11 protein-coding genes and 2 pseudogenes are annotated in these 11,547 nt (G+C 66.0%); 4 read left to right on the top strand and 9 right to left on the bottom strand.

The features are described 5' to 3' along the window. The 7 genes and pseudogenes from ACRDU5_RS02785 to ACRDU5_RS02755 form a co-directional block, all read right to left on the bottom strand. The coding region (locus ACRDU5_RS02785) for a DUF4126 family protein (protein ID WP_526612686.1) at positions 1–217 on the bottom strand (217 nt) is incomplete at its 3' end. 45 nt (positions 218–262) lie between these two features. Beyond that, a complete protein-coding gene (locus tag ACRDU5_RS02780) occupies positions 263–937 on the bottom strand; it encodes a methyltransferase family protein (RefSeq protein WP_526612685.1) in 675 nt (224 codons plus the stop codon). Between the two features lie 3 nt (positions 938–940). Then, a pseudogene (locus ACRDU5_RS02775) lies at positions 941–1,616 on the bottom strand (methyltransferase family protein). Between the two features lie 17 nt (positions 1,617–1,633). Further along, positions 1,634–3,256 (bottom strand): ABC transporter permease, encoded by a 1,623-nt coding sequence (locus ACRDU5_RS02770; protein WP_526612684.1) that lies wholly within the window; start codon positions 3,254–3,256, stop codon positions 1,634–1,636. Next, positions 3,256–4,191, bottom strand: coding sequence for an ABC transporter ATP-binding protein (locus ACRDU5_RS02765; protein ID WP_526612683.1), 936 nt, complete (start codon positions 4,189–4,191; stop codon positions 3,256–3,258). The genes ACRDU5_RS02770 and ACRDU5_RS02765 overlap by 1 nt, the downstream gene beginning before the upstream one ends. Then, positions 4,163–4,855, bottom strand: coding sequence for a TetR/AcrR family transcriptional regulator (locus tag ACRDU5_RS02760; RefSeq protein WP_526612682.1), 693 nt, complete (start codon positions 4,853–4,855; stop codon positions 4,163–4,165). Before ACRDU5_RS02760 ends, ACRDU5_RS02765 begins: the two co-directional genes overlap by 29 nt. 145 nt (positions 4,856–5,000) lie before the next feature. After that, positions 5,001–5,663: an O-methyltransferase gene (locus tag ACRDU5_RS02755; RefSeq protein ID WP_526612681.1), complete on the bottom strand. Its 663-nt coding sequence runs from the start codon at positions 5,661–5,663 to the stop codon at positions 5,001–5,003. A 177-nt stretch (positions 5,664–5,840) separates the two neighbouring features. Here ACRDU5_RS02755 and sigE point away from each other — a divergent pair. From sigE to tatB, 4 genes and pseudogenes are all read left to right on the top strand, one after another. Beyond that, positions 5,841–6,622, top strand: a pseudogene (gene sigE, locus ACRDU5_RS02750) (RNA polymerase sigma factor SigE); the annotation flags it as partial. 72 nt (positions 6,623–6,694) lie between these two features. Beyond that, the gene (gene rseA / locus ACRDU5_RS02745) at positions 6,695–7,093 is read left to right on the top strand and encodes an anti-sigma E factor RseA (protein ID WP_526612689.1); all 399 of its coding nucleotides are present in this window, start codon (positions 6,695–6,697) and stop codon (positions 7,091–7,093) included. A 68-nt stretch (positions 7,094–7,161) separates the two neighbouring features. Next, positions 7,162–8,649 carry a serine protease HtrA gene (htrA, locus tag ACRDU5_RS02740; protein ID WP_526612680.1) on the top strand — a complete coding sequence of 496 codons (1,488 nt, stop codon included), beginning with the start codon at positions 7,162–7,164 and terminating at the stop codon, positions 8,647–8,649. Next, positions 8,649–9,044 carry a Sec-independent protein translocase protein TatB gene (tatB, locus tag ACRDU5_RS02735; protein WP_526612679.1) on the top strand — a complete coding sequence of 132 codons (396 nt, stop codon included), beginning with the start codon at positions 8,649–8,651 and terminating at the stop codon, positions 9,042–9,044. The genes htrA and tatB overlap by 1 nt, the downstream gene beginning before the upstream one ends. Positions 9,045–9,049: 5 nt before the next feature. Here tatB and ACRDU5_RS02730 read toward each other — a convergent pair whose 3' ends face one another. Together ACRDU5_RS02730 and ACRDU5_RS02725 are read right to left on the bottom strand one after the other, a co-directional pair. After that, positions 9,050–10,255 (bottom strand): Fic family protein, encoded by a 1,206-nt coding sequence (locus ACRDU5_RS02730; RefSeq protein WP_526612688.1) that lies wholly within the window; start codon positions 10,253–10,255, stop codon positions 9,050–9,052. A 150-nt stretch (positions 10,256–10,405) separates the two neighbouring features. Beyond that, entirely contained in the window at positions 10,406–11,527 is a 1,122-nt protein-coding gene (locus ACRDU5_RS02725; RefSeq protein ID WP_526612687.1) for a P-loop NTPase, read from the bottom strand. Positions 11,528–11,547 lie beyond the last annotated feature (20 nt).

Genomic DNA, 11,547 nt, shown 5'->3' with positions numbered 1-11,547 from the left:
CGTTGATACTGTCCAGTGCCGGGATCTTGTCGGCGACGAGCTCGACAACCAGCAGCACCGCCACGATCGTCAGCACCCAGCCGTTCTCCAGCCAGGCCCAACCGTGCGGCAACGTGATCAGGTCGGTGAACCGCGACAGCAGACCCAGCGCCAATAGCGGGATGTAGGCGTTGAGCCCCGCCGCGGTTGCCAGCCCCAGACCGGTCAGTAGTTCCACCTATGCATTATGAGCGCGGATCAGCGTGTGGCGGGTGATCCGCCCTCACCAGACGTAGGGCACCAACCGACAGTGAACTTTCTGCATGTACTCGCGGTATCCGGCCAACTCCTGTGTCAGCAAGGCCTCTTCGTCGCGGATGCGAACAGCGAGCATCCCAACGCCGGCGATGACCACGAGTAGACCCCAATACGAGCCCAGTGCAAGGGGGACGCCGAACATCATGATCACGTTCCCGAAGTACATTGGGTGCCGGACGAATCCATACCAACCCGTCGACGACAGCTGCTGGCCCGACTCGACGGTGACATTGGCCGCGGCATAGCCGTTCTGGATAGTCACAAGCATCGCAATGGTGAGGCCGACCGCCACCAACACGTCTCCGACGACCGAAACAGCGGCAGGCACCGCCGACCACTTGAAGCGAAAGTCCAACGCGCTGATCACCATCAGGGCCGCCAGCGACCCGAACGCCGCCGCGCTGACAACCTTCTGCATGGGCCGGGTCTCCGCGCCGGGGCCGGCCTGCATGCGTCGGCGCAGGGCTTCCGGATTCCTCACTGCCAGATAGACACTCGGTATCAGGGTCGCGACGGCGAACACCGCGATGAAGGCCCATCCCTGCCAGTAATCGAATGTGCCGGCCGGCCAGAACACCAGCACCCCGAATACGACGAGACCGATGGGAACCGAAACCGCCGCTTGGATGAGAGTTTTCATCGGTCACCACACCCCCGGCATCAGGCGGTAATGCACTTTATCCGTGTACTCGTCGTACCCGCCGAGCTCCTGGCGCAGCACCTTCTCCTCGTCGTTGATGCGGAGTGCAAAGACCAGCACGCCCGGGACGACCGCGGCCAGGCCCCAATACGAGTCCAGGGCAAGCGGCATGCCGATCATCATGATCAGCGCCCCGACATACATCGGGTGACGCACCAGGCCGTAGAGGCCCGTGGACACCACCTTTTGCTCCGCCTCCACAGTGATGGTCGCCGCCGCATAGTTGTTTCTGGATGATAACGATTTCTGCGATCCCTAGTCCTACTGCAATGAGCACATTGCCGAGCACGACGACCGGCGTCGGCACTGTCGACCAACCGAACCGGTGGTCCAGAGCACTGACTACCGCCACCGCGACAACCATCAGGATGATGCCGACGTTGATGAATTTCTGCACCAGCCGGGTCTCAGCAAACGGCCCAGAATGCATGCGCCGCCGGAGCGCATCCGGATACTTCACGGCCAGATAGATGGTCGGCACCATGGTGGCGACGATGAACACGGCGATGAAAACCCACGCCTGCCAGTAGTCGAAGGTGCCTGCAGGCCAGAACAACAGCAGTCCGAAGAAGACGATTCCGAAGACTCCGGACGCCAGCATCTGAAGACCGATCTTCATGATTGCTCCCATCCGACTTAAAGGGCGTCGCGGCGGCGATAGATCGCCCCTGCGACGAGGGTGAGGGCCGCCGCGGCCACGAGCATGACCGCCAGCGCAACGACCGAGTATTCGGTCGGCGCCTTGGTCTGGCCGACCGGCGACGCGTCCAGCAGCCACTGTGGCAGTCGCAGCAGGGCGCCGAGGTACAGCGAGATGATTACGAAAGTCACTGCCAGCCAGCCGATCCACGCGTGCCGCAGCGCCACAGCCAAAGCCGCGATTCCGGCCATCGCCGCCATCGCGGGCACGAAGGCCAGGCCGGCCAGTGTCAACCGCGAGACGGTCTCCGGCTCGCCGAGGGTGATGCCCGCGCCGAGACCGTTGCCGAGACCGGCGAAGAACATCAGCACTGTCGCCCCGACAATCGCGGCCGCGACTGCGGTGAGCAGCCACCGCCACCGTGACACCGCACCGGCCAGCACCGCCTCGCCGAGACCGGACTGCTCGTCGCCCCATACCAGCAGCACTGCGCTGACGACGTAGGCGGTTGCCGCGGCGGCCAGGAACTGCGTCATGGTGGTGTACATGCCGTCGGTGCCCTGCTGGGCCAACACGCGCTGAAGCAGTTCGTTGTCCTGCGCCGCATCCAGCAGCGACTTCGTCATCGACCCGAATGCCAAGCCGGACAGGAACAATCCGACGGTCCAGCCGATCGTCTGACCGCGTTGCAGCGTCCAATGCAGGCCGAATACGCTCGCGATCGGGCGTGCGTTCGGTCGCTCGCCGGTGGACGGGATCACGCCGTCGTCGTACTGGCGTCTACCCTCCAGCACGGCGGCGAACACCATGAGACCGACGGCGAGTCCGACCAACAAGGCGAACGGCCACCACCGCAGTTCGACGAACGGACGCATCTGCTGGGCCCAGGCGATGGGGGAGAACCAGGACAGCGCGCTGCCGGAATTGTTGATGACGTCGCCGATGCCGCGCACCAGTGCGGCCAGCGCGAGCACGCCCATGGCCGCCCCTGTTGCGGCGCGCGACTGCCGCCAGAGTTGGACGGTGACCGCCGCGACGGCGCCGAACACCATCGACACCCCGGTGACGCCAAGACACATCGCTGCGGTATCGGCCACGGCGAAGCCGCTCGGAACCATCGCCAGCGTCATGGTCAGGGCGAGTATCGCGTTGACGCCGCCGACCAGGATCAGCGCGGCATACGTCCGGGCATACCGACCGACAACCGACGACAGCACCAATTCCGCTGCACCGCTTTCCTCCTCGGTGCGAGTGTGTCGAATGACGGTGAGGATGGACAGGATTGACGCGGCGATGATCAGGGTCAGCATCAGCTCGTTGGCCATCATCGCGCCAAGGTCGGTCTCGTTGCTGCCGAACATTGGGCCGCCCATGATCATTGCCGCGGGCGTCTTCATCAGATTCACCCGGGCCAGGCGTTGTGCTTCTTCCGGATAGGCCAGTTTGATCGCGTTGGGTGCGTACACCATCATCAGCGTGAGAATGGCGATCCATACGCTGAGCCGAACGCGGTCGCGGCGCAATGCCAGCCGGATGAGGCTCCCGACGCCGGTGAACGGTGAGCCACCGGGCGCCGCCTGGTGTCGTCCGACACGCGGGGCGACATCTGCCGTCGTCATCAGTTCGCCCCCTCGTACTCACGCAGGAACATGTCCTCCAGCGACGCCGGCGTCACCGTCAACTCTTCGATGCCGAGTTCGGTGAGCTGACCCATGGCCCGATCCAGATCGGCGCGATCGACCGAGAACCTGACCTGGCCGTCTCGGCGATTGAAGTCGTGTACGTGCGAGGAGCGCTGCAGGGCTTGGCTGTCGCCGCGGGTGCGCACCGTGACGGTGGTGCGCATCAGGTGACGCAACTCCTCGAGCGTGCCCGAACGCACCGCCTTGCCGGCGCGGATGATCGTGACGTTGTGGCACAGCTTCTCCACTTCCGCCAGGATGTGACTGGACAGCAGCACCGCGGCGCCGCGATCGGCCACTTCCCGGACACATTCCTGAAAAGCCTTCTCCATCAAGGGATCCAGGCCCGCGGTAGGCTCGTCGAGGATGTAGAGCTCGGCGTTGCAGCTGAACGCGGCGACGAGGGCCACCTTCTGCCGGTTGCCCTTGGAGTAGGTGCGTGCCTTTTTGTGCGGGTCGAGTTCGAACCGCTCAAACAGTTGGTCGCGCCGCTGGGTGTCGATCGCGCCATCGCCGCGCAGGCGTGCGAGGAAGTCGATGGCCTGCTGCCCGGTCAGGTTGGGCCACAATGTGACATCGCCCGGCACGTAAGCGATTCGGCGGTGCAGCCGGACCGCGTCGCGCCAGGGATCGCCGCCCAGCAGCCGCACGGTACCGCCGTCTGCGCGGAGCAGTCCGAGAAGCACCCGGAGGGTGGTGGACTTGCCCGCTCCGTTCGGTCCGAGGAAGCCGGTGATGTCGCCGGGGGCGACGGCCAGGTCCAGGCCGTCGAGGGCCTTGGTGCGGCCGAATGACTTGGCCAGGTCCCGGATTTCGACCGCGAGCTGCGACCGCTCGGTGGTGTCAGCCCGCTGCAGGGACGTTGCCGTCATCGTGATCTCCTTCGGTGCGAGTCGAAGTGCTGAACGGAATGCCTTGTTCGTGTCGCGCGAGGAACGCCTCGTACATGGTCGAGTCGGTCATCAGGCCGTGGGAGTACAGCTCCAGCGCCGGCAGCATCATGTCTTCGCCGTAGTCGCGTAGCACTGCGCGCAGATCGGTGGGGTTGTCGTGCATCTGTAGGTACAGCAGGAATCCGCCGCCGCCGATCATGCCGAGGAACTTGGCCCGGGCCTTCGGGTCCCGGGTGGGTTTGAGGGTGCCGGCGCGAACGCCCTCCTCGAGGTACTGCTCGGCGTTGTTGATCATGCGCTGCCAGAACTGCTTGGCGAGGTCGCTGCCGGACTGCATGCTGCGCACCAGGTAGGCCATCATCGGCGCGTACGTCTCGATCTCGGCCATCTGGCTGAGCCAGGTCGCCGGATCGGCGGAGCGCAGTGACTCGGTCTTCGCCTGGTAAATCTGCTCGGCGATGTATTCGTCGCAGGCCCGCAGCAGGCCGTCCTTGGACCCGAAATGGTGGATGACCAGCGCGGCGCTGACGCCTGCGGCTCGGGCGATGGCCCGAAGCCCGACGTTGAACCCGTGCTGGCCGACCTGCTCGATCGCGGCGTCGCGGATCCGGGCGACCGCCGTGAGATCGTCCACTGAACGCATGTTTAGAACACTAAACGCGCGTTCAGCACAGCGTCAAGAACGCGGACGGTCAGGATTCCGTAAAATCCCGCCAATCGCCGAAATGGGATTCCCGGTCGTGAATTCGCGCCGAGAACGACAGGGAATCTCGTTTCGCGGGGAAGAGCTAATCACGGGCGGCGGCGAGCAGGCCGTCGCCCAGCGGCACCAGCACCGGTGTCAGCCGCTCGTCCTCCGCGATCAGCCGGGCCGCCTCCCGCACCGCGGTGACTTCCGCATCACGTGCGCTCGCGTCGCCGGCCCGACCGCCGAGCGCCGCCCGGTGCACGACGATCACACCGCCGGACCGCAGCAGCCGCACGCCTTCGACGACGAAATCGGGCTGGTCGATCGGATCGGCGTCGATGAAAACCAGGTCGTAGGACTCGTCGGCCAACCGGGTCAGCACCTCCTGGGCCCGCCCGCTGATCAGCCGGGTCCGCGACGGCCCGATGCCGGCCTCGGTGAACGCCTGCTTGGCGATGCGCTGGTGCTCGGGTTCGACGTCGATCGTCGTCAGCACGCCGTCCTCGCGCATGCCGGAGAGCAGCCACAACCCGCTGACGCCCGCGCCGGTGCCGACCTCGACGACGGACTTGGCGCCGGTGAGTTTGGCAAGCACGCTCAGCAGCGCCCCGACCGCGGGAGTGATGGCGCCGGCACCGGTATCGTCCGCGCGTTCGCGCGCCGCGGCGACGATGGCGTCCTCGGAGATCGACTGTTCGGCGTGCGTGACGATCGACTCGGCGCGGCTGGGCCGCGGGCTCGCCGGGTCGTCGGTGCTGGCCATGCCCGCAGCGTAGAGCGGCGCCGTTCGGGCACCACCGCGACACGCCCGCGCCGCAACACCCAAATGGGGCCGAAATCGTGTGGTTTGCCCTGGTTGCGCGGCGGGTAGCCAGGTTTCTCAGGAAATGTTCAGTGTGCTCATATGCCAACCACACCAGGGTCGGGGACGGTATCTCGCATGGAACACGGCGGAAGCTGGGGCGCTGGGAATACCGGCGGCGGTCGTCGTGTTGCCGTCGATGTCGCGTTGCCGACACTCGATGTCCGCTGTGATCTGGAGGATCCGACGAGCACAACGACCACGGCCCCTCAGTTGGCCCCCGCTTCGATGTCCCATCTCGAGCAGTACACGGATGGCGACTGGGTAGAGGCTTCCGATGAGCTGCAGGGCACCGCGGTGTTTGACGCCACCGGTGGCCAGGCCGCCATGCCGTCGTGGGACGAGCTGGTGCGTCAGCATGCCGATCGGGTGTACCGACTGGCGTACCGCCTGTCGGGCAATCAGCATGACGCCGAGGACCTGACCCAGGAGACGTTCATCCGCGTCTTCCGGTCCGTGCAGAACTATCAGCCCGGCACGTTCGAGGGCTGGCTGCACCGCATCACCACGAACTTGTTCCTCGACATGGTGCGTCGCCGCGGCCGCATCCGGATGGAGGCCCTGCCCGACGACTACGACCGGGTGCCCGCCGACGAGCCGAACCCCGAGCAGATCTACCACGATTCGCGGCTGGGCCCCGACCTGCAGGCCGCGCTCGACTCGCTGCCGCCGGAGTTCCGCGCGGCGGTGGTGCTCTGCGACATCGAGGGTTTGTCCTACGAGGAGATCGGCGCCACGCTGGGCGTCAAGCTGGGCACCGTGCGCAGCCGGATCCACCGGGGTCGGCAGGCGCTGCGGGACTATTTGGCCAGCCACTCCGACGACACGGCCAGGTCAGCCTGACCGTTCACGGGTGTCGGACATCGCGTCCCGCGCTACATTCAAGTGAGCACGGTATGTCGCGACGTGGATACGCCGAGAGGAGCGGGATGATGGCCGACCCGGGTCATGTGTTTCGCCGGGCGTTCTCCTGGCTGCCTACCCACTTCGCCTCGCAGAGCGATGCACCGGTCGGTTCGCCGCGTCAGTTCGGCTCTACCGAGCATTTGTCCACCGAGGCCATCGCCGCCTTCGTCGACGGCGAACTGCGGATGACCGCGCATCTGCGCGCCGCACACCACCTGTCGCTGTGCCCGCAGTGCGCCGCCGAGGTGGACGCCCAGCGTCAGGCCCGCGCCGCGCTGCGTGATTCCCGCCCCATCGACATCCCGACTTCGCTGCTGGGCACGCTGTCTCAGATTCCCCACGACGCTCCGCAGGTCGAGTCCGACGACACCGATCCGCCCCAGGTTGCTGACGGCACATCCCGTGACCGGCGTAAGCGCCGGTAGGCTTGATGCGGAGTAACCAGCGACGCGCGCCGGCGAATAGCGGGCGATCAAAAGAGAGTGATACAACGGTGACCAAGCAGGACCAGTCCGGCGGTAGCCACCGGTTGGCGCCGCGCCCTGTCTCGCGGCCGTCGGTGGATCCGGCCGCCCGCAAGGCGTTCGGTCGGCCCGATGGCGTCAACGGCTCCTTCGTGGGTCTGGAGCGCTATCGCGACCAGGGCGAATTCACACCGACCGATCAGAAACCCGACCCCGTGCTCGCCGAGGCGTTCGGCCGGGTCGGCGACGACACACTGCAACGCCATCCCGCCGACATCGGCGCGCTGGAGGCCGAACGCGACAGGGATATGCCTGAGGAGCCCGAGGACCCGTGGCGCGATCCCGGCGCGGCCGCCGCGCTTGGTACCCCGGCGATGCCGAAACCGGCTATGGCGCCGGCCGCCGCGAACCTCGGCCAGCTCGGTGTGCGCGACGTGTTGTTCGGCGGCAGGGTCTCGTATGTCGCGTTGGCGGTGCTGGCGATCATTGCGCTGGTGATCGGCTTCGCCGGCGGCTGGGTGGGCCGCAAGACCGCCGAGGTGGTTGAGGCGTTCACCACGTCGAAGGTGACGCTGTCGACCGAAGGCAATCCCGAGGTCCCCGCCGGTCGGTTCGCCAAAGTTGCTGACTCGGTTGCGAATTCGGTCGTCACCGTCGAAGCCACCGACGAAGCGGAGGGTTCACAGGGTTCCGGCGTCGTCATCGACGGCCGCGGCTACATCGTCACCAACAACCACGTGATCTCCGAGGCGGCCAGCAACCCGAGCCAGTACAAGATGAAGGTGGTCTTCAACGACGGCAAGGAGGTGCCGGCCAACCTGGTCGGCCGTGACCCGAAGACCGACCTGGCCGTGCTGAAGGTCGACAATGTCGACAACCTGACCGTGGCGCGCCTCGGTGATTCGGACAAGCTGAGGGTCGGTGAGGAAGTGATCGCGGCCGGCGCTCCGCTCGGGCTGCGCAGCACGGTCACCGTGGGCATCATCAGCGCCCTGCACCGACCGGTTCCGCTGTCCGGCGACGGTTCGGACACCGACACCGTGATCGACGGTGTTCAGACCGACGCCGCGATCAACCACGGCAACTCGGGCGGGCCGCTGATCAACATGAACTCCGAGGTGATCGGCGTCAACACGGCCGGCAAGTCGCTATCGGAAAGCGCGAGTGGCCTGGGATTCGCGATCCCGGTCAACGAGGTGAAGACCGTCGCCGAGACGCTGATCAAGGACGGCAAGATCGCCCACCCGACGCTCGGTCTGACCGCCCGGTCGGTCAGCAACGACCTGGCGTCGGGGGCCCAGGTGGCCAATGTGAAGGCCGGCGGGCCCGCCGAGAAGGCCGGGATCCTGGAGAACGATGTCGTGGTCAAGGTCGGCGACCGGACGGTCGCCGACGCCGACGAGTTCGTCGTCGCGGTCCGGCAGTTGAAGGTCGGACAGGACGCCCCGATCGAGGTGGTCCGCGAAGGCCGCCCCGTGACGCTCACCGTCAACCCCGGCGCCGACAACAGCACGTAATGTTCGCCAACTTCGGCTGGGGCGAGATGCTGGTCCTGGTGGTCGCCGGTTTGGTGATCCTGGGTCCGGAGCGACTGCCCGGTGCCATCCGCTGGAGCGCCGGCGCGCTGCGTCAGGCGCGGGACTACATCAGCGGGGCGACCAGTCAGCTGCGCGAAGACCTCGGCCCGGAATTCGATGATCTCCGCGAGCCGCTGGGTGAGTTGCGCAAGCTGCGTGGCATGACCCCGCGCGCTGCGCTGACCAAGCACCTGCTCGACGGCGACGACTCCTTCTTCACCGGCAAGTTCGACCGGCCCGAACCGACACCGGCGTCGCCGGTTGCCCCGTCGGCAGTGCCGCCCCCGACAACGAGTCAGCCGGCGGCAACGCCCTACGACAGCGACGCCACCTAACAGTGCTATGCGCCGCCGCGGCGTCCTGCGCGAGCGGCAAAGGCATCCAGAACGGTCAGCACCTCGCTCGACTGCCACATTCGGTTGCGCGCGAAGCCGGTGAATTCAGTTAGCACCCCCGCTTCCACCAGCGGATCGACGGCTCGGAGCACGTTCTTAGTGGGCGTGTCCAGCTCCGTTGCAACCGTGGCTGCGTCTACAACAGGTTGGCGGATAAGCACATCAGCCAGTCGCCAGGCACTGGCGTCACGCCGGGCTCGAATCTGTTGGTTCCAACCCTCTCGGATTGCGCGGAGTTCCAGGACAAGCCGTCGGCCATTAGCGATCGCCGCGAATGATGCCCGCGCTAACTTCTCGACGATTGATGCCGGATCGCCTTCACGATAAGCAGTAAGGCTCTCGAAGTAGCCGGTCTTATCGACGAGGAGGCCCGCAGAAACCGGGATAGTGACATTGCGAGTGAGGCCGTGGCCGCGAAACATTGCGTGAATCAAGGCACGTCCGGTGCGCCCATTGCCATCCCCGAAAGGATGGACCGTTTCGAATTGCGCGTGGGCGATCGCGGCTTGCGACAGAAGCGGCAGGTCGGTCCGGCCGGTGAACTTAACTAGGTCGTCCATCAATGTCGGTATGTGTTCGTGATGCGGTGGCACAAACTCTGCGCCGTGTGGCCCGAATGAGTCGCCACCTATCCATACCTGTTCATCCCGCCATCGGCCCGCGATGCTGGGGTCTTGTTGGACAATCAACGCACGTTGCATGGCAAGGATCGCGTGATTATCAAGACGGTCTGCCAGCTCTAACGCGGCTCTCATGGCGGCGACATTGCCCACGATCTCGGTGGCGTTGCGCTTCGCAGTACTGCCCAGTTCTGCGAGCGCAATCGCCTTCGCGCCTGATGTCAGATTCTCAATCTTTGATGACGATGCAGATTCAGAGCGCAACAATACTGAGGCAAACGGCGCAACTTCGTTCCCAAGTTCCGCATCAAAGCGTGCTATCTCAACCGATGCCTCTTCGGCGAGGGAAAGGATGTCTGAGGGAAATTGCGGTGTGCAATTAGCAATCGGTGAAACGAGCGCCGACTGGTATGTGCCTTCGTGGCGCTTCCGTACACTCGCCGAGACCATCTCGGCCGGGATTTTGGGAGTCCAATTGCGCTCCTCCCAGTCGAGGGCTGGCCACTTGGCCTCCGCGTCAACTTCCGCCATGCGGCCCTGACTGTCGCGAGCATCTGAGGGCATACATCTACTGTACACTCAGATCCTTCAATAAATGAGGATAAGGATCATGCGTGCCTTCAGTTTCGCGCCGACCCGCCGCAGCGACACGCGCTTTTGCGACTGCTCGCCGCGGGAGACTCAGCGCCCGGCGGGATCCAGACCGAGTGACATGCCTGCCAGCCCGCGCTTGCGGGCGGACAGCGCGTCGGCGACACTGCGTAATTCCTTGCCGGCGGCCGAATCTGGCGCGCTGAGCACCAACGGCACCCCGGAATCGCCGGCTGACACCAGCGCCGGGTCCAACGGAACCTGGCCGAGCAGCGGAACGTCGGCGCCCACCGCCTGGGTGAGCCGCTCGGCGACCTGGCGGCCGCCGCCTTCACCGAACACCTGCATCGTCGACCCGTCCGGCAACACCAATCCGGCCATGTTCTCCACCACGCCGACGATGCGCTGACGGGTCTGCAGCGCGACCGCGCCGGCCCGCTCGGCGACCTCGGCCGCGGCCAGCTGCGGCGTCGTCACCACCAGGATCTCGGCGCCCGGGATCAGCTGCGCCACCGAAATCGCGATGTCTCCGGTTCCCGGCGGCAGGTCCAGCAGCAGTACGTCGAGTTCACCCCAGTACACGTCGGCCAGGAACTGCTGCAGCGCCCGGTGCAGCATCGGTCCGCGCCACACCACCGGGGTATTGCCCTGGGTGAACTGGGCGATCGAGATCACCCGCACGTCGTGGGCGATCGGCGGCAGGATCATCGACTCGACCTGGGTGGGCCGGTCGGTGGTGCCCATCATCCGCGGGATCGAATGGCCGTAGATGTCGGCGTCGAGCACGCCAACGGACAGCCCGCGCACGGCCATCGCCGCGGCCAGGTTGACCGTCACGCTGGACTTGCCGACCCCGCCCTTGCCCGACGCGACCGCGTACACCCGGGTCAGCGAGCCAGGCTGGGCGAATGGAATGACCGGTTCGCCGGCGTCGCCACGCAGCTGCTTGCGCAGCTCTGTGCGCTGCTCGTCGCTCATGACGTCGAGGCTGACCTTGACCGCGCCGGTACCCGGCACGTCGGCGACCGCCGCCGCGACGCGCTCGGAGATCTCGGTCTTCTTCGGGCATGCCGAGATGGTCAGATACACCTCGACGTGCACGCCGCACTCGGCGTCCACCGTGACGCTCTTGACCATGCCGAGCTCGGTGATCGGCCGTCGCAGTTCGGGGTCGATCACCTTGGCCAGCCCGGCGCGGACCGCGCTTTCCAGCTCGGCGGGATGTTGTGACA

Source organism: Mycobacterium sp., assembly GCF_050701515.1.
Classification (GTDB): domain Bacteria; phylum Actinomycetota; class Actinomycetes; order Mycobacteriales; family Mycobacteriaceae; genus Mycobacterium.
This window is presented reverse-complemented; position numbering and strand designations above follow the sequence as displayed.

Bases quoted from the DNA above. Each gene is read 5' to 3' on its own strand.
- ACRDU5_RS02780 (WP_526612685.1), bottom strand. From the start codon at position 937: ATGAAAACTCTCATCCAAGCGGCGGTTTCGGTTCCCATCGGTCTCGTC.
- ACRDU5_RS02730 (WP_526612688.1), bottom strand. From the start codon at position 10,255: ATGGCGGAAGTTGACGCGGAGGCCAAGTGGCCAGCCCTCGACTGGGAG.
- rseA (WP_526612689.1), top strand. From the start codon at position 6,695: ATGGCCGACCCGGGTCATGTGTTTCGCCGGGCGTTCTCCTGGCTGCCT.
- ACRDU5_RS02770 (WP_526612684.1), bottom strand. From the start codon at position 3,256: ATGACGACGGCAGATGTCGCCCCGCGTGTCGGACGACACCAGGCGGCG.
- tatB (WP_526612679.1), top strand. From the start codon at position 8,649: ATGTTCGCCAACTTCGGCTGGGGCGAGATGCTGGTCCTGGTGGTCGCC.
- ACRDU5_RS02760 (WP_526612682.1), bottom strand. From the start codon at position 4,855: ATGCGTTCAGTGGACGATCTCACGGCGGTCGCCCGGATCCGCGACGCC.
- ACRDU5_RS02765 (WP_526612683.1), bottom strand. From the start codon at position 4,191: ATGACGGCAACGTCCCTGCAGCGGGCTGACACCACCGAGCGGTCGCAG.
- ACRDU5_RS02755 (WP_526612681.1), bottom strand. From the start codon at position 5,663: ATGGCCAGCACCGACGACCCGGCGAGCCCGCGGCCCAGCCGCGCCGAG.